The organism is Streptomyces sp. NPDC058877 (assembly GCF_042742855.1).
Lineage (GTDB): Bacteria > Actinomycetota > Actinomycetes > Streptomycetales > Streptomycetaceae > Streptomyces.
Map to the genome: position 1 here is coordinate 1 of NZ_JBHYMF010000158.1, position 16570 is coordinate 16570.

At 70.5% G+C, this 16570-nt stretch carries 18 protein-coding genes; 8 read left to right on the forward strand and 10 right to left on the reverse strand.

Translation table 11 applies throughout. The features are described 5' to 3' along the window. The first annotated feature begins 70 nt into the window (after window positions 1-70). From ACFW2Y_RS27620 to ACFW2Y_RS27630, 3 genes are all read left to right on the forward strand, one after another. Window positions 71-892: a DUF817 domain-containing protein gene (locus ACFW2Y_RS27620; protein WP_384884632.1), complete on the forward strand. Its 822-nt coding sequence runs from the start codon at window positions 71-73 to the stop codon at window positions 890-892. A gap of 234 nt (window positions 893-1126) precedes the next feature. After that, the gene (locus ACFW2Y_RS27625) at window positions 1127-1330 is read left to right on the forward strand and encodes a cold-shock protein (protein ID WP_015031667.1); all 204 of its coding nucleotides are present in this window, start codon (window positions 1127-1129) and stop codon (window positions 1328-1330) included. A gap of 100 nt (window positions 1331-1430) precedes the next feature. Then, window positions 1431-2819, forward strand: coding sequence for a DEAD/DEAH box helicase (locus ACFW2Y_RS27630; RefSeq protein WP_384884634.1), 1389 nt, complete (start codon window positions 1431-1433; stop codon window positions 2817-2819). A gap of 49 nt (window positions 2820-2868) precedes the next feature. On the opposite strand, the gene ACFW2Y_RS27635 is transcribed toward ACFW2Y_RS27630, so the two are convergent. Beyond that, window positions 2869-4284: an amidase gene (locus ACFW2Y_RS27635; protein WP_384884636.1), complete on the reverse strand. Its 1416-nt coding sequence runs from the start codon at window positions 4282-4284 to the stop codon at window positions 2869-2871. A 137-nt stretch (window positions 4285-4421) separates the two neighbouring features. After that, the gene (locus ACFW2Y_RS27640; protein ID WP_384884638.1) at window positions 4422-5741 is read right to left on the reverse strand and encodes a M64 family metallopeptidase; all 1320 of its coding nucleotides are present in this window, start codon (window positions 5739-5741) and stop codon (window positions 4422-4424) included. Between the two features lie 175 nt (window positions 5742-5916). Here ACFW2Y_RS27640 and ACFW2Y_RS27645 point away from each other — a divergent pair, with 175 nt between their 5' ends. Next, window positions 5917-7257, forward strand: a complete 1341-nt coding sequence (locus ACFW2Y_RS27645; RefSeq protein ID WP_384884640.1) for a helix-turn-helix domain-containing protein — start codon at window positions 5917-5919, stop codon at window positions 7255-7257. A gap of 156 nt (window positions 7258-7413) precedes the next feature. Here the strand turns inward: ACFW2Y_RS27645 and ACFW2Y_RS27650 are convergent, their stop codons facing one another. From ACFW2Y_RS27650 to ACFW2Y_RS27665, 4 genes are all read right to left on the reverse strand, one after another. Then, window positions 7414-8094: an ATP-binding protein gene (locus tag ACFW2Y_RS27650; protein ID WP_384884642.1), complete on the reverse strand. Its 681-nt coding sequence runs from the start codon at window positions 8092-8094 to the stop codon at window positions 7414-7416. 433 nt (window positions 8095-8527) lie between these two features. Then, a complete protein-coding gene (locus ACFW2Y_RS27655) occupies window positions 8528-8863 on the reverse strand; it encodes a YnfA family protein (protein ID WP_384884644.1) in 336 nt (111 codons plus the stop codon). 327 nt (window positions 8864-9190) lie between these two features. Next, the gene (locus tag ACFW2Y_RS27660) at window positions 9191-9562 is read right to left on the reverse strand and encodes a DUF1330 domain-containing protein (RefSeq protein WP_384884646.1); all 372 of its coding nucleotides are present in this window, start codon (window positions 9560-9562) and stop codon (window positions 9191-9193) included. Further along, window positions 9559-9909, reverse strand: coding sequence for a nuclear transport factor 2 family protein (locus ACFW2Y_RS27665; protein ID WP_384884648.1), 351 nt, complete (start codon window positions 9907-9909; stop codon window positions 9559-9561). The genes ACFW2Y_RS27660 and ACFW2Y_RS27665 overlap by 4 nt, the downstream gene beginning before the upstream one ends. Before the next feature lie 120 nt (window positions 9910-10029). On the opposite strand from ACFW2Y_RS27665, the gene ACFW2Y_RS27670 reads away from it, so the two are divergent. Both ACFW2Y_RS27670 and ACFW2Y_RS27675 read left to right on the forward strand, forming a co-directional pair. Then, a complete protein-coding gene (locus ACFW2Y_RS27670; protein WP_384884650.1) occupies window positions 10030-10809 on the forward strand; it encodes a helix-turn-helix domain-containing protein in 780 nt (259 codons plus the stop codon). Between the two features lie 258 nt (window positions 10810-11067). Then, on the forward strand, window positions 11068-11502 hold the full coding sequence (locus ACFW2Y_RS27675; RefSeq protein WP_384884652.1) for a hypothetical protein: 435 nt from the start codon (window positions 11068-11070) through the stop codon (window positions 11500-11502). Window positions 11503-11514: 12 nt separating this feature from the next. Here the strand turns inward: ACFW2Y_RS27675 and ACFW2Y_RS27680 are convergent, their stop codons facing one another. Then, a complete protein-coding gene (locus ACFW2Y_RS27680; protein ID WP_384884654.1) occupies window positions 11515-12150 on the reverse strand; it encodes a TetR/AcrR family transcriptional regulator in 636 nt (211 codons plus the stop codon). Between the two features lie 90 nt (window positions 12151-12240). On the opposite strand from ACFW2Y_RS27680, the gene ACFW2Y_RS27685 reads away from it, so the two are divergent. After that, window positions 12241-13683, forward strand: coding sequence for an amidase (locus ACFW2Y_RS27685; RefSeq protein ID WP_384884655.1), 1443 nt, complete (start codon window positions 12241-12243; stop codon window positions 13681-13683). Window positions 13684-13781: 98 nt separating this feature from the next. Here ACFW2Y_RS27685 and hemC read toward each other — a convergent pair whose 3' ends face one another. Together hemC and ACFW2Y_RS27695 are read right to left on the reverse strand one after the other, a co-directional pair. Further along, window positions 13782-14714 carry a hydroxymethylbilane synthase gene (hemC, locus tag ACFW2Y_RS27690; protein WP_384884657.1) on the reverse strand — a complete coding sequence of 311 codons (933 nt, stop codon included), beginning with the start codon at window positions 14712-14714 and terminating at the stop codon, window positions 13782-13784. 17 nt (window positions 14715-14731) lie between these two features. Then, window positions 14732-14878, reverse strand: coding sequence for a hypothetical protein (locus ACFW2Y_RS27695; protein WP_384884658.1), 147 nt, complete (start codon window positions 14876-14878; stop codon window positions 14732-14734). 449 nt (window positions 14879-15327) lie between these two features. On the opposite strand from ACFW2Y_RS27695, the gene ACFW2Y_RS27700 reads away from it, so the two are divergent. Further along, on the forward strand, window positions 15328-15906 hold the full coding sequence (locus tag ACFW2Y_RS27700) for a suppressor of fused domain protein (protein WP_384884659.1): 579 nt from the start codon (window positions 15328-15330) through the stop codon (window positions 15904-15906). A gap of 135 nt (window positions 15907-16041) precedes the next feature. On the opposite strand, the gene ACFW2Y_RS27705 is transcribed toward ACFW2Y_RS27700, so the two are convergent. Then, window positions 16042-16227 (reverse strand): hypothetical protein, encoded by a 186-nt coding sequence (locus ACFW2Y_RS27705; protein ID WP_384884660.1) that lies wholly within the window; start codon window positions 16225-16227, stop codon window positions 16042-16044. Window positions 16228-16570: the final 343 nt, after the last annotated feature.

Consider the following 16570-nt stretch of genomic DNA (forward strand, 5'->3'; position numbering starts at 1 on the left):
GGGGTGCGGAGCACCGCCGTTTCTCCGGTGGCCGGCGAACCGCCGACCGCGCGGCGGCGTCCCCTCCGCCATGAAGACGTTCGTCCACGGCACCCGTCAGCTGCTCCACTTCGCGGCCCTGGAGGCACGCTGCTGCGCCTTCGCGATCGCGCTCGTCGGCGGCATCGCCGTCTCCACCCTGCTGCCGGAACTACCGGTCGCCCGCTACGACCTGCTGTTCCTGTACGGCATCGGGCTGACCGTCCTCTCCTGGAAGCTCGGCTGGGACTCCGGCCGGGACGTCGCCGTGATCGCCGGCTGCCACGCCATCGGCCTGGTCTTCGAACTGGTCAAGGTGCACATGGGCTCGTGGAGCTACCCGGAGGACGCCCTGACGAAGTTCGGCGGCGTACCGCTGTACGGCGGGTTCCTGTACGCGGCGCTGGGCAGCTACGTGTGTCGGGCCTGGCGCCTGTTCGACCTGCGGCTCACGGGCTACCGCCCCCGGACGACGGCGGTCCTCGCCGGAGCCGTGTACGTGAACTTCTTCAGCCACCACTGGATACCGGACGCCCGATGGGTCCTCGCCGCACTGCTCCTGGTCTCGACGGCGGGCTCGTGGGTCCGGTTCCGGGTCGGCGGGAGCGACCACCGGATGCCGCTGGCCCTCTCCTTCGTCCTGATCGGCTTCTTCCTCTGGGTCGCCGAGAACGCCGCCACCTACGTCGGCGCCTGGAGCTACCCGAACCAGTTGGACGGCTGGCAGCCGGTGTCTCTCGCGAAGTTCGGCGCCTGGGCGCTGCTGGTCACGGTCACGTTCGTCCTGACCGCACGGAACACCCGCGGGCGCACCGACGGCACGGCCGACCGCACCGCACCGGTCGGCACCGGCCCGGCCCTCGATGGACGATAAAACACCCCTAGAGTGATGAATCGGACATTCTGTCGCAGGCCCGTCGCCGTCGTGCTACAGTCGACCACAGTTGCAGTCGTGGTTCCCAATGAACTGACAAGTGCCTTCGACGATTCGACATCGTCAGGCACTTTATGTGTTTTCGGTGCAGTTTTCCGGACGGGGCAATCATCACGGCGACGCCGGGAGCCGCACGGTGCGGCTCCCCGGGCTACGCCCCGAAGGAGATATGACATGGCCAACGGCACCGTGAAGTGGTTCAACTCGGAAAAGGGCTTCGGCTTCATCGAGCAGGAGGGCGGCGGCCCGGACGTCTTCGCCCACTACTCCAACATCGCCACCTCCGGCTTCCGTGAGCTCCAGGAGGGCCAGAAGGTGACCTTCGACGTCACGCAGGGCCAGAAGGGCCCGCAGGCGGAGAACATCCTCCCCGCCTGAACCTGACGTCGACACGTCCGACACAGCTGGGGTCCTCGCCCGTGCGGCGAGGGCCCCAGCTCGTCGTTCCTCCCCCGAGCCTCCACGGACCAGGTGCCGCATGAACCGCACGCCCCGCACGGACGACACCGGCTCCGGCCCCTCGCCGGCCGCCGTCTTCACCGCGTTCGGCCTGCCGGACGCACTGCTCGCGGAACTCGCCCGCCGCGGCGTCGACACGCCCTTCCCGATCCAGGCGGCCACCCTGCCGGACGCCCTCGCGGGCCGTGACGTCCTCGGGCGCGGGCGCACCGGCTCCGGCAAGACGCTCGCCTTCGGCCTGCCGCTCCTGGTCCGCACGTCCGGTCGCCGGGCGGAGGCCCGCAAGCCGCGGGCCCTGGTCCTCGTCCCCACCCGTGAGCTGGCCCAGCAGGTCACGGACGCCCTCGCGCCGTACGCCGACGCGCTGAAGGTGCGCCTGGCAACCGTGGTCGGCGGCCTGTCGATCGGCCGGCAGGCGACCGCGCTACGGGACGGGGCCGAGGTCCTGATCGCCACGCCCGGCCGCCTCATGGACCTCGTCGAGCGCAGGGACTGCCGGCTCGACCACATCGCCACCACCGTCCTCGACGAGGCCGACCAGATGGCCGACATGGGCTTCCTCCCCCAGGTCACCGAGGTCCTCGACCGGGTCCCGCAAGAGGGTCAGCGGATGCTGTTCTCGGCCACGCTCGACCGTGACGTCGACCAGCTGGTCGAGCGCTACCTCGACGACCCGGTCGTCCACTCCGTCGACCCGTCGACCGCCGCGGTCTCCACCATGGAACACCACGTCCTGCACGTGCACGGGGCCGACAAGTTCGCCACCGCCACGGAGATCGCCGCCCGCGACGGACGGGTGATCATGTTCCTGCACACCAAGCACTCCGTGGACCGCTTCACCAAGCACCTCCTCGGCAGCGGCGTGCGGGCCGCGGCGCTGCACGGGGGCAAGTCGCAGCCGTTGCGCACCCGGACCCTGGAGCGCTTCCGGAGCGGCGAGGTCAGCGTCCTGGTCGCCACCGACGTGGCGGCTCGCGGCCTCCACGTCGACGCCTTGGACCTCGTCGTCAACGTCGACCCGCCCGCCGACGGCAAGGACTACCTGCACCGCGGCGGGCGCACCGCGCGTGCCGGCGGGTCCGGCACCGTCGTCACGCTGGTCACGCCCGAGGAACGCCGTGACGTGGCCCGCCTCATGACGGAGGCGGGCATCCGGCCCCGCGTCACCCGGGTCCGTTCCGGCGAGGCCGAGCTGACCCGGATCACCGGCGCCCGCAAGCCCTCGGGCGTACCGGTCGACGGCAACGCGCCGAGTCAGGAGCGCCCCCAGCGCGGCACCGCCGCCTTCCGGGGCATCGGCACCGTGCCGGGCCGCCCCGGACGGGCCAAGAACGAGTCCCGTCGGGCCGCCGAGGCCCGCAGGACGGCCGAGGCCCGCAGGGCCGCGAAGGTCCGGCGCGGCGGCTGACCGAACACGCTCCGCGACCGTTCCCCGGCCGGGTCCGGTCGGCCCGGACCTACTGGTCCTGGATGCGCCGGAAGGGGCGGTCGGCCTCCAACGTGAAGGCGACGTCCAGGAGGGTGCGTTCGCTGCCGGGACGGCCGGAGAACATGACGCCGACGGGGAGCCCGTCGTCCGTCACCCTGACGCTGGGCAAGGAGAGGGAGGGGGTGCCGACCACGTTGTCGATCGGGGTGAAGGCGACGTACGCCAGGATCCGTTCGACGAGCTCCGGATAGGGGACGGTCGGGGCGAGGTGCCCGAGCCGCGGTGCGGGGTGGGCGAGCACCGGGGTGAGCAGGAGGTCGAGGCCGCGGAACGCCGCCGCGTAGGCCTCCTTCGTCCTCTTCAGTCTGCGCAGTACGCCCGGGGTGTGCCGCCAGTTCTCCAGGTAGGTCGCGCGCAGTCCTCGGCTGAGGGCGTCCATGCGGCGCCGGTCGAAGTCGGGGCCGAGGGTGCGGCCGGTGGTTCCGAGGAGGAAGGACAGCATTCCCCAGTAGGTGAGGAAGTCATGGGTGAAGCGGGGGTCGATGGCCATCTCCACCGGCTCGACGGCGTGGCCGAGGCGTTCGAGCGTTGCCGCCGCATCGGTGACCGCCGCCCGGGTGACGGGGTCGGCGGCGACTCCGTTGGGCGAGTCCAGCAGGAACCCGATCCGCAGTCGTCGCCCCGAGGGCCCTTCGACGAGCCCCAGGGGCGGCAGCTTCGGATGGGGGCGGTACCTCTCGGCGGCGGCGAGGAAGGCCGCGGTGTCCCGCACCGAACGGCTCACGATGCCGTCGGCGACCAGGTCCAGGGGAAGTTGTCGGCTCTGGGCGTTCGGCACGAGGCGACCGCGGGTCGGCTTGAGGCCGACGAGTCCGCAGCAGGCGGCGGGGATGCGGATGGAGCCGCCGCCGTCGTTGGCGTGTGCGATCGGCACGGCTCCGGCGGCGACGAGGGCCGCACTGCCCCCGGATGAACCGCCTGCGGAGTGCTCGGTGTTCCACGGGTTGCGGACGGGCTCGGCGTGCTCGTACTCCGTGGTCGGGCTGAAGCCGAACTCGGGCAGCCTGGTCTTGCCGAGCACCGTGACGCCGCTGCTCAGGAACTGACGGGTGAAGGGGGCGTGCCGGCGCGCGGGGGCGGGCGTGAAGGCCTCGCTTCCGTGTCCGGTCGGCAGCCCCCGGTAGTCGGTGTTGTCCTTGACGAAGGTCGGCACCCCCGCGAAGGCTCCCCCGGTACCGGGAGCGTGCACGGGAGCGTCGGCGTGCACCTGGACGGCGCGGAGCCGCTCCTCGACGGCCCGTACCCGCTCCGCGGCGTCCCGAGCGGCTTCGGCGGCACCCACCTCGCCCCGCCGGATCGCCGCGGCGAGCCCGACGGCGTCGTACTCCCCCAGGGCGTCGTCCCGGAAGGCGTGCACCCTGGTCCGTTCGTCGAAACTCTTCACCGTTTGTCCCAGCCCCCGGCCGTGTGGATGGTCTCGCGACCATCATTGCCTACCGACGGGTAACGGGGAAGGAGGGAGGCGCATCGCGGCTCCCTCCGCCCCTGCCCGGCAAGCGATCGCCGGATGGTTGCCGCCCGTCAGCGCACGCGCCAGAAAAGCGAGTTGACGGTCTCCGCGCGGACCTCGGGATCGCGGACGGCGGACGTGGTGTCGGTGACCGTGGCCGTGACCCGCTGGCCGCTGCGGACGGCCCCGAGTTCGGCAGGGGTCACCGACAGGAGTCCGGTGGCCCAGGCGATCTGCTTCCCGTCGACGGACCAGGTCAGACGCAGGTCGGCCAGGCCGCCCACCGGGGCGAGCCGCACATCCAGCGCCTGGGTGGCCTTAATCCGCGTGCCGCTCGGAACGGTGGAGGTCGCGGCGTCCGCATGGGCGTAGAAGCCCCTGATCATCGCCTCGCGTCCGACGAGGTTGAACTCCGTCGACGCCAGCGTCCGCATGAGGGAGGTGACGGTCGGACGGTAGACGCCGGTCTCGTAGTAGTCGCCGCCCTCGTACGTCGCCGTCGGCGAACCGGTCGGGTCCGGTTCGCCGAGCCAGCGGTACCACTTGTGCGTGCCGAGGTCGGCGGTGACGGAGATGTTGGCGCTGGCGGACGAGCGGTACGGATAGGCGCCGTAGCCGGCGTACTGGTACTCGTCGGCCAGCAGGCCTATCGAGTGGCCGAGTTCATGGGCGCCTATGAGGTAGGACTGCGCGTTGTCGGAGGACATGGTGGCGATGCCGTGGTAGGTCGCTCCGGTCGGCGGGGTGGAGAAGCTGTAGCCGGCGCCTCCGTACTTGGTGGAATTGGCGACCACGAAGACGATGTCGGAGGCGGGGGCCTGGTTGGCATAGGCGGTGACCTTCGCGATGTCGACGCAGAGCAGCCGCTCGGTGTCCTCGCAGAAGAAGAAGGAACTGAGCGCCGTATTCCGCACGACGTCCGCGGTCGGGTCGCCGGAAATGCCGGACTCGGCGGAGGCGGTGTCGACCAGCCAGACGTTGAACAGGCCGCGGTAGCTCGCGTACGGCTCGATCGCGAAGACCGCATCGAGCGTGGCCCGTGCGTCAGCGCGGAAGTCGGCCTGCTGGTCGGCGGTGTAACCGTCGCCCATGACCACCAGGTCGAGCCGCCCGGACACCGGCCCGGTCTCCTGGAGGGGCGTGACGGGCGCGGCGGCAACGGGCGTCCCGCGACGGGCGATGCGGGCGGGGGCCCGCTCCGGGACCTCCTTGTGCCGGGGCTCGGCCGCCGGCCCTTCGAAGTACTCGACCCGGTGCGTCGCCACCGGGTCGGGGGCGGTGGGCACCGGGGCCGCTCCGGCCGCGTGCGCGCCGGTCAGCAGTGCGGCGGTGGCGACCGCGACAGCGGCGAAGGCGGTCCAGCGCGTGCGGGCACGTCCGTTTCTGAGCACGACGACCTCTCTCAAGCAGTGGGTTAATTGTGCTTAAGTAGCCGCTTAAGCTAGGGGGTTGGTCGCCGGAGGCACAAGGCCCCGGGAAAGGGCAGCACGGTCGAGAGGTGTGCGGGCCGTCAGGAGCGCACCCGCACCACCGGCAACACGGGAGGGCACTGGCATCATGGAGCGCATGGCGAAGCGGGACGACCCCGAGACCATCGGCCGCAGGGTGCAGCGACTGCGACGCGAACGCGGTCTGACACAGAGGCAAGTGGCCGAGCCCTCCTACACGCCCGCCTACGTCTCCACCCTGGAGGCCGGCCGCGTACGCCCTTCCGACGAGGCACTGCACCACCTCGCCGACCGACTCGGCGTCGCCTTCGAGGAACTCGCCACCGGACGGCCCGCGCACCTCGCCACCACCCTGCGCCTCCGGCTCACCGAGGCCCAACGCGCCCTGACCGACGGCGAGGTCGAGCACGCGACGGCCCTGTACGGCCAGCTCCTCTCCGAGGCGATGGACCACGGGCTCGTCAACGAGCGCGCGGCGGCACGACTGGGACTCGGCGAGTGCCACCTCGACACCGGGGACCTCGTGGTCGCCCGCGAACACTTCGAGCAGGCCGAACGGACCCTCGCCGAGGCCTCACTGCCGGCGCGGGTACCGGCCCGCCGCGGTCGGGCCGTCACCCACTACCTGGCCGGTGAACTCCGCTATGCGGTCTACCTCCTGGAGTCCACCCTCGACGAGATCAACCTCGCCGGCCTGCACGATCCGGATGCGCTCCTCCTCCTGCACACCGCCCTGATCGGCCCCTACATGGACATGGGGGCCCAAGCCCGCGCGGCCCAAGCGGCCGAGCTCGCGCTCGCCCTCGCGCCACAGGCCGGAGACCCGGCGCTGATCGCCCGGATGCACCGCTCGGTCGCGCGCACGCTGCTCGCCGAGGGACGGACGGCGGAGGCGGACGTCTCCCTCGCGAAGGCCGCCGAGATGTACCAGCAACTGAAGATCCGCACCGAACTGGCCAACTGCCGCTGGATGCGGGGCTACGTGTACGCCCAGAACGGCGAACTCGAAAGGGCGGAGCAGGAACTGCGCGCGGCGATGACCATGCTCGATGCCCGGCGCGCCACCCTCTACAGCAGCCAGGTCTCCGTCGAACTCGCCGACGTGCTGCACCGGCGCGGTCGCTCCGGGGAGGCCGCGGAGCTCCTTCGAGAAGTGCTCGGAGGCCTGTCTCCGGAGCGCGGTGCGGTCCACGCGGCGGCGGCGCACCGACTGCTCGGCATCATCGCCGAGGACGCCCGGGACGCCGAGGCTGCCGAGGAGCACTACGTCCGTGCCCTGAGCCTGCTGGAACGGGCGGGCGCGGCGGGCGACCTCGCCGACCTGTGCCGCCTCCTCGGCGACCTCCTGCGCCGCACCGGGCGGGTGGAAGCGGCGCTCGACGCGTACCGCACCGGGCTCGGACACCGCACGGCCGGCACCACCACCCTGGGCCCCGCGCCGGCGCAGCCCGTCCTGTAGACGGACGCTCGCCGCGCGCCCGGGACGGCGCGGGCCCCCTCGGTGCGCCCCCTCCGTGCGCCTGCCGTCCGCGGGTCCCCGCCGAACCGGCACGGGCGAAGGGCCCGGACGGGGGGCAGCACGGGCCCGTCGAGCCGTTCCGGTCCGACACCGCCCTCAGTCGGACGGATTTCCGCGTGCCGGGCCGGTTCGGTCACCGACCCGATCGGCCCCGCCGTCACGCCGGTCCTCGATGTGGAGGGTCAGCTCGGGCCAGTGCGCGGACCATCGCACCAGATCACCCGAGGTGAACGCCCCCTGTGCGCGCAGGCCCTCGTCGGGGAGGAAGCGGACGCAGGTTCCCGTGGTCCCGTCGGACTCGACGGGCTCCAGGTCGGTCACCGGCACGCCGTGCGCGTAGCGCTGGACCCAGGACCCGTTGAGACGGCGGTTGGTGTGGATCAGCCGCTCGCTGAGCGCCGCAACGACGGACATGCCGCGACGCGGATGTCCGTCCGGAAGCCGTTCCGCCTCCGGCAGGTCGAAGAACCGGAGGTCCTTCGTGGCCATGACCGGCTTCTTCACCACCCTGCCGTGCTCGTCGACCCGGGTGTCGGTGCCCCGCCCGTCATCCGTCACCGACGCGGAGCCGTCGGAATGCAGCGTGACCACGCACCGTCCACCGCCCCGACTCGCCGCCTCGTCGGCGGCATAGGCGACGACTTCGAGGAGGAGGTGTCCCGGCCCGCCCGGAGCGAACCGCGTCGGCTCCTGACGGATGCGAGCGAGGTGGTCCACGTCCACGGTGCCGGCCCAGTCGTGCGTGGTGTTGACCCAGGAAGTGCTTGGTCCGTCCATCCGACAAGTATCCCCGGGGGTCTCGTACGTGTGATCGCGCCCCGCTGCTCAGCAGGGGCATCAGGAGCGGCACCTTGCCGTTCGACCTCGCGTGGCGGCGCCGCCACGGTGCGCCGGCACCCACCAGACGTCCGTGGCGTTCTCGGGGCGCATCGGCTAGACCCGCTGGGCCGTCTCAAGGAGATCAACGACTGGCTCGGGCCGGCGGCGGGCGACACCGTCACACGGGCGGAACCGTCGACCGGCCCGTCCTGCGCACCCCGCTGATCGGCCGCGCGGTCCGAGATCGCCAACTGGTCACCGACGCCGTCGTCGGCATCGCCCGGATCACCGACTGCCGCCAGGACCCTGAAGGCGCTGCCGGCGGTTCTGGCCATCACAAGTTGCTCAAGGGGGCTGCGGGGGCTTGGTTCTGCTGCGTGCGAGGTGTGGGTCAGTGGCTGCGGGGCGCGTACATGATGACCACCATGCCGGCGAGGCAGACGAGCGCTCCGATGACGTCCCAGAGGTCAGGACGGTAGCCGTCGGCGACCATGCCCCAGGCGATGGAGCCGACGACGAAGACGCCGCCGTAGGCGGCCAGGACGCGGCCGAAGTCGTCATCGGACTGGAGCGTGGCGACCGCCCCGTACAGGCCGAGGGCGATGACTCCGGCGCCGATCCAGACCCAGCCCTTGTGCTCGCGGATGCCCTGCCAGACCAGCCAGGCACCGCCGATCTCGAACAGAGCGGCGACGACGAACAAGGCGATGGAACGAGCGACGGTCATATTGCGAAACCCTATCGGCGGGCTGTACCGCTGGTCCTCAGAGGATGTCGGCCCCGAGCTTCGCGGCATTCGCCGGGAGGAACTGGCCCAGGACCATGGGCTGTGTGGAGCAGCAGGACGAACCGGGGGCGCTCGGCGGGAGTCCCGATCGCCGAGAAGGCCGGCGCCCCAAAGACCTCCCCGCACCGCTACCTCCAAGGACGGTCGTCCAGGAATCGGCGATGCTGCTCGCCGGCGTCGCCGAACGTCCCCGCCCACGGTGGGCGGGGTCGGTTACGGCGACTTCGGCGAGAGGCCGTGGGGCGCCGTCGAGTGGCCGGTCCGCGCTCAGCGCGCCTCCCCGGCCGGGGCGTCCTGCTGCGGGAACAGCTGAGAAATCTTGTCGGCTGCGCGATAGCCGTCGTGCACCCCCTCGACCAGCGCGACCATCGAGGTCGAGTGCGCGGTGCGCAGCGGCAGGATCGCCTGGTATTCCGGCGACTCGTACCACTCCTGGGCGCTGGCCACGTCGGGGAACTCCAGCATCACGATGTCGCCGTCCCAGGTTCCCTCATGTACGACGAGTTGTCCGCCGTGCACCAGGAAGCGACCGCCGTACGGCGTCATCGTGGCCTCGATCCGCTCGATGTACTCCGCGATCTCCGGGCCGACCTCGACGTCCTTCAGGTAGCCGATCACGTACGCGCGCGGCGCCGTCATGCCGGCACCTCGTCCAGGAAACCGCGTACGTCCTGGATCCGGCCCGATCCGTCCAGCACCAGGACGTCGAACCCGATCACCAGCGGTTCGACTCCCTCCGGACCCAGGCCCCAGCGGAAGCGCACTTGGCGATGGTGGGCGTCGATCTCGCCGACCCGGGTGAAGACGAACCCGGGAAACTGCGCCTGGACGCCATCGACGACCACGGCGATCCCCCCGTGGCCGGAGACCTCTGCCATCGGATCGGTGTAGGTGACCTCGGGCGACCAGTGCTCGGAGAGCAATGCCTCCCGCTCGTCGCCGGTCGCGTTCCAGGTGGCCAGGTACTGCTGGACGATGTCCTTCATGATCGATTCCTCCCGTTCGTTTCGATCGGCCGGTGTCCAACATCCTGGCCCGGGCCCGGCCGTCCGATCCATGACCTCACAGGTCATGGCCGCCAGGACACGGCTCCGTAGACTCATGGCATGAGCGTTGTAGGCGAAGTCCCTCCGGTCGGTGCGCTGTTGCGGACCTGGCGCGAACGACGCAGGTTCAGCCAGCAGGAGCTGTCCAACCGATCGCGGGTCTCCACCCGGCATCTCAGCCGGGTGGAGACCGGCAAGGCGCACCCGACCCCGGAGATGCTCATGCACCTCTCCGAGAGCCTGGATGTGCCACTGCGGGATCGCAACCGAATCCTGTTGTCCGCCGGCTACGCACCGCGCTATCAGGATCGCCAGTTGGACGACGCGTCGATCGCGGTGGTGATGGACGGTCTGCGTCGACTCCTCGACGCACACCTGCCTTACCCCGCGCTGCTGCTGGACGACCACTGGGACATCGTCGACGCCAACGCTGCTGTTGATCGGCTGCTGACCGGTTGCGCACCGGAATTGCTGGAGCCGCCGGTCAACGTGGTCCGGGCCTGTCTCCATCCGGACGGGCTGGCCGACCGGATCGGCAATCTCACGGAGTGGGGCAGCCATCTGCTGCGGCAGGTGAGACACCGCGCCGAGCGCACCCAAGACCAGCGCCACCACGAGCTCGTCGCAGAGGTCGCCGGATACCTCGACACCTCCGATGCCGGCACTCCCCCGGTGGGGCCAGTGGTCACCCTGGAAATCGATGTGGACGGCACCCCGCTCCGGTTCTTCAGCACCACCGCCACCCTCAACACCGCCACCGATGCCGCCCTGGAAGGGCTGCACCTGGAGACGTTCCTGCCGGCCGACGACGCGACCCGACGCCGGTTCGATCGGCGGTAGACCATGCCGGAAGCGTCCCGCCGGAACCCCGGCCCAGGGCCTCCACAGGCCACTCATCGACGGCCCGGCGCCCACCGGGCGCCGGGCGCGAACGGACTCGTGACTTCGACGCCGTCACAAGGGCGGGGAGACGGGACACACCAGGACGCAGAGGGCTTTGGTCATTCGTGCAATCGACTTCGAAGACCGACAGCCGCCTTCGAGCAGCCCCTGCCTCCTGTGACACCGGGTGTCAGCCGCCCCGCGTACGGTCTGCGCATGGCTACTCAGAACCTCCCCGGACAATCGATACGCGACTTCGCGACCTGGCAGCCCGTGCTGAGGCTCTTGCGGGCCGCCAAGGCGGGCAAGGCCGGCGCCGAGCCCATGCGCGTGGCGAGTCGCATCGGGCGAAGCGGTCGGAGCCTGTCCCTCCCGCGCCCGGTGCCAGCGCCCGGTCGAGCCCTCCGGATCGAGGACATGCAGGACGAGCTCGACGCAGTGGAGCGGGTGCGGACCGCGATGACGGAGGTCGGTGTCGACGACGTCTCGTTCTCGGCGAAGATCGAACCGACCGGGACGGCCGCACCTCGCCGCAGGGCGATGTACGGGACCTTCCGGCTCGACACGGACAAGCGACTCAACCTGACGCCCATAGCGGATACCTTCCCCCGGCGGTTCGGTGCAGCCGGCACGGGACGCGGGAGGCAATGAGCACCATGGGTGTCAGACGACCCCTCGGGGCTGGGTGGCGCGGAGGCTTTCCCAGAGGCCGACCAGGTGTGCGTGCAGGACTTCCTCGGCTTCCCCTGTGGTCAGGTGGCCCATGAGTACGTGGCTGGTGAGGCCGTCGGCGAGGGCGAGCAGGGTGCGGGCCTCGACCTGCGGGTCGGGCGGTGCAGTGCGTTCGTAGGCCGGACCGTTCTCGGCGCCCTCCGTGATGAGGCGGACGAAGAGGTTCTGGAGGGCCTCGTAGCTGTTTCTCAGCGGGCGGGCGAGCAGCTCGTTGACTGCGGCCTGGGCGACGAACGCGAGCCAGATCCGTGCTTCCGCGCGGTGTTCTTCGCGGAGCAGGGCGATCTCGTCGGTCGCGTGCCCCAAGGCGGTGGCGGCCGACTGGGTCGGGCTTGCGGCCAGGCGTGCCCTCACGCGTTGGGTGATGCGTTCGCCGACGTGGTCGACGGCGAACAGGAGCATCTCCTCCTTGTTGCGGAAGCAGCGCTGAACGGCACCCAGGGAGACCTGTGCGCGGGCGGCGACGTCGCGCATGCTCACTCCCTCCGGTCCGTGTTCGTCGGCAAGGAGGCAGACGGCCTCGGCGATCCGGCGGCGTCGGCTTTCGTAGTCCACCTGTTTGGGCATGCGCGGTCGACCTCCTTATTCCGATACGATCGTATCGCTTCCGGGCTATGGTTCGAACACGAACACTTCGGCATGTGGACAGGGAGCACAATGATCAGGCATGACGCCTTGTGGGCGATGACGGCCGCCGCCCAGGCCGAGGCGGTCCGAGGCGGCGGGATATCAGCGGTCGAACTGGTCGACAGCCATCTGGAACGCATCGCTGAGGTCAACCCGCAGGTCAACGCGGTCACGCAACTGTTGGCTGAGCGAGCCCGCGAGTCCGCGGCGCAGGCGGACCGTCGACGGGCGGCGGGCGAAGCACTCGGGCCGCTGGCCGGCGTGCCGTTCACGGTAAAGGAGTCCACCGCTGTCGAAGGGGTGCCGACCACATTCGGAGCATCGCGTTTCCGCGACCTGGTGGCGCCGGCGGATGCGCCCCCGGTGGCCCGACTCCGCGCGGCGGGAGCCATACCGATCGGCCACAGCAACATGCCCACCCTGGTCCTGGCCGGGATGCACACCCGCAGCGAGTTGTTCGGCGACACCGTCAACCCGTGGGACCGGAGCCGGACCCCGGGCGGCAGCAGTGGCGGTGACGGAGTGGCCGTCGCCACCGGCATGGCTGCACTCGGTCTCGGCAATGATTCCGGCGGATCAGTACGGATCCCGGCCTCGTTCTGCGGCGTGGCGGGACTGAAGCCGACCATGGGGCGGTTCCCCGCCGACCACCGAGTCCTCGGCCCGGACGACCCGGGACCGGCCTCACAGATGTTGGTCACCGACGGCCCCCTGGCCCGTACGGTCGCCGACCTGCGGCTGGCATACGAGGCGTTGGCCGGGACTGACCCGCGGGACCCGCGGGCCGTGCCGGTACCCCTGTACGGCGAGCCACTGCCAGGGCCGGTCAAGGTCGCGGTCGTCGCCGATCCCGGAGGTCACGGCGTCCACCCCGTGGTCCGCAGCGCCGTCACGGCGGCAGCGGACGCGCTGCGCGAAGCCGGTTACGACGTGCGGGAGATGACGGACGTTCCGCGGCTGGACGAGGCGCTTGAGGCATACGGCCGGATCACCGCGACCGAATTCGCGCCGACCTGGCCGGTGGTGCGGAACCTGCTCGGCGAAGGCGGAGACCGCTACGTCCAGATGGCCATGGAGAAGACTCCACCTGCGAACGCCACAGAGCTCACGAAGCTGATGGGGACCTGGCTCGGCATCCGCCGCTCCTGGGCAGAGTTCCTCGACGAGTACCCGCTGCTGCTCGGACCGGTGTTCACCGAGCCGCCCGTCGAGCCGGGACTGGAGTCACGCGACGAAGCGGGACGGGAACGTGTCGCCGAGGGCATGCGCCTGTGCACGGTGACCAGCTTCGTGGGCGTTCCCGCGGTTGCCGTACCGACCGGAGTCAGCGACGGACTGCCGTCCGGCGTACAGATCATCGGGCGCGCGTTCCGGGAAGACCTGTGCTTGACCGCCGCCCAGGAGATCGAGGACCGCCTCGGCGTGCTCGCGCCCGTCGACCCTCGCCCGAAAGTTCTGACTGCCGCGCGGTAGGCGGCGCTACGACGGCGGGCAAAGAGACGGCCGGGCGTCGACGGGCGGCGCGGAGGAGACAACGTCCGCGCCGCGCCGACCGCCGCGCCCCCGCAGCCTCAGTGCGCGATGCCGTCGATGAGATCGCGGGCGCCCTGCCGCAGGAGAGCAACGGCCACGGAGGTGCCGAGGGTGGCCGGATCGAGACGTCCCGCCCACTCGTGGGCGTGGAGCATGACCTTGCCGTCCGGCGAGAACGCCGTGGCCCTGAGGGACAGCTCTCCGCCCTGCTCGACCCGGGCGTATCCGGCGATCGGGCTGTTGCAGTGCCCTTGGAGGACGTGGAGGAACATCCGCTCCGCCTCCGTCTCCCGGTAGGCGTCGCGGTCACCGAGGCCGCTGATCAGATCGATCAGGTCGGTGTCGCCCTCGCGGCACTGGAGGGCCAGGACGCCTGCGCCGATCGGCGGCATCATCACGTCGACGGAGAGGATTTCGGTGATGACGTCCGCGCGGCCGATCCGCTCCAGGCCGGCGACGGCCAGGAGGAGGGCGTCGGCCTCGCCGGCACCCAGCTTCTCCAGGCGGCGGTTTGCGTTACCGCGCATCGGGATGCACTCCAGGTGCGGGTGGGAGGCGGCGAGCTGCGCGATCCGGCGGACGGAGGAGGTGCCGATCCGAGTGCCGGCGGGCAGCTCGTCCAGGGCGAGGCCCCCGGGATGGATCAGTGCGTCCCGGATGTCGTCGCGCTTGAGGAAGGCGGCGAAGGTGGTTCCGGCCGGAAGCGGCCGGTCGGCGGGGACGTCCTTGACGCAGTGCACCGCGAGGTCGGCCTCACCGGCGAGGAGCGCGGCGTCGACCTCCTTGGTGAACGCCCCCTTGCCCTCCACCTGGGAGAGGTCGCCCATCCATTTGTCGCCCGTGGTCTTCACCGGCAGGACGGTGGTCTTCACGTCCGGGTGGAGCGCGGCCAACTCGGCACGGACGCGGTCCACCTGAGCGAGGGCCATCGGCGAATCACGCGAAACGATGCGAATCAGATCATGGGCCATGAGGGCACGACAGCCCCTCAGATCCGGGCGGCGACCACCAGCCTCGAAGCCCACCGCATGTGCGTGGCACGACAGTTGGGAATGTCGAGCAGTCGTCCGAGGAAGGCGTCGACCCTGGGCTGATGGTGGTTCGGCCACGTGTCCTGGGGCAGCATGTCGTCCACGACGTAGAGGGTGCCGGGGCGGAGAAGCGCAAGGAGATCCGGCAGACGGAGGTACTTCCCGGGCCTGCAATCGACGTACGCGAAGTCGAACGGACCGCTGGCCTGGGTGAGCCAGTCGTCCGCGTCCGCGTGGACGAACTCGTTCCGGGGGTCGTTGCCGAGGTGTCTGCGTGCATGGCCTGAACGGCTTCGCTCGCCTCCACCGCGACGAGGCCGGCGCCGTCGTCCATGCCGGAGGTGAGCCATGCGGCGCCGACCCCGACGCCGGTCCCGAGCTTCCAGGAAGCGCCCGTTCGGCTTGGACGCCACGAGGGCGGCCAGGAGGCTCCAAGGGGTCGGGACTGGTGGGCTCGCATGTTGAGGTGTCGCGTATCCGTAGCTGACGTCGGCAGCCCCATGACGCCGAGTGAGCCGTCAGGGGCGGTCGATCGCGGTGGGATGATCGCGCGGTGAGTGATGCGGGAGTGTCGGCCGCGGAGGCCGTTGAGTCACATGTCCGGGCGTTCTTCGAAGGGCACTCCGTGGAGGTCGTCGACTACGACCTCGGGCCGGAACGGCGAGGGGTGGTGCCAGATCTGCGAGTTCTCGTTGTGGGGCCCGGTCCCCGCGGCGACAGCTGGGCCTATGTGACCGCCGGATGCTGGGCCGCGACGGAGAAGAACGGTCACGGCCTTGAGTTCGCCATGACCGCCCACGTCCGCGACCAGCGGTTCATCGAGCTCATGGCGCTGATCGCCTACCACCACTGCGGAGGACATCAGCTCGACCTGGAGCACAGCATGCCGATTGGTGAACCGTGGGTGCCGAGGTCAACCTGCGATCACCTGCTAATCAGCCTGCCCTATCTCCACGGACCAGACCTTGAACACTGTCCCGTTCCCGGGGGCCACGCCCGCATCCTGTGGGCTCTGCCCGTAACGACAGCCGAGATCGAGTTCCGCAGGCGTCACGGGCACGAGGCGTTGGAGCAGCTCTTCGACGAGGCAGAGATCATCCCCACCGATCCTCTGAGGGCGTCGGTGGCCTGAGTCTCCGTCTTCCGGCGGTCACCGATTGTGGTCGCCAGTGGCGTATCGGCTCCAGGTTCCGCCAGCCTCGGTGACCAGCCGGGTGGCGGTCTTGTCGTGATAGCCGAGTGCCTTCGCGATGACGGGGGCCAGGGCCTACAGGACGAGCTGGCGGATTGCGGAGGCCCTGCCGCGCTGCGGCGGGACGCCGATCTCACACAGATGGACTTGGAGGCCGACCGGGTTCATCGGCTGTCCGGGCTGGCGGCCGGGGAAGAGCCAGTGGGAGCTTCTGCTGCTGGCGTAGGGCAGATGCTGGCGGGACAGGATGTATGCCCGCATCAGGTCCGCAACGGGCTCGGGAAGTGGGGAAGGCGGATCACCCAGCCGGACAGTGACAGTGATTCCGTCGTCGGTGATGTCGTCGATGGTGAGGCGAACGATGCGGCTGACGGGCTGGGCATGGACGAGAACGAGTGCGGCAACGATGCGGCTCCGCAGAGGTAGGGAGTCGCCGTGAGGACACGTCGGAGCTTGGGACCTGTCCCCGAGTGGTGGACACCTTTGAGCCCGGCCCTGCCAGGGGTCGAGTAGGAGGCATCTTTTATGGTGATGAAGGTCTACTCGCCCGAGTTCAAGGCGGACGCTGTCGCGCTGTACCTGTCGGATCCGAGCCACACCTTCG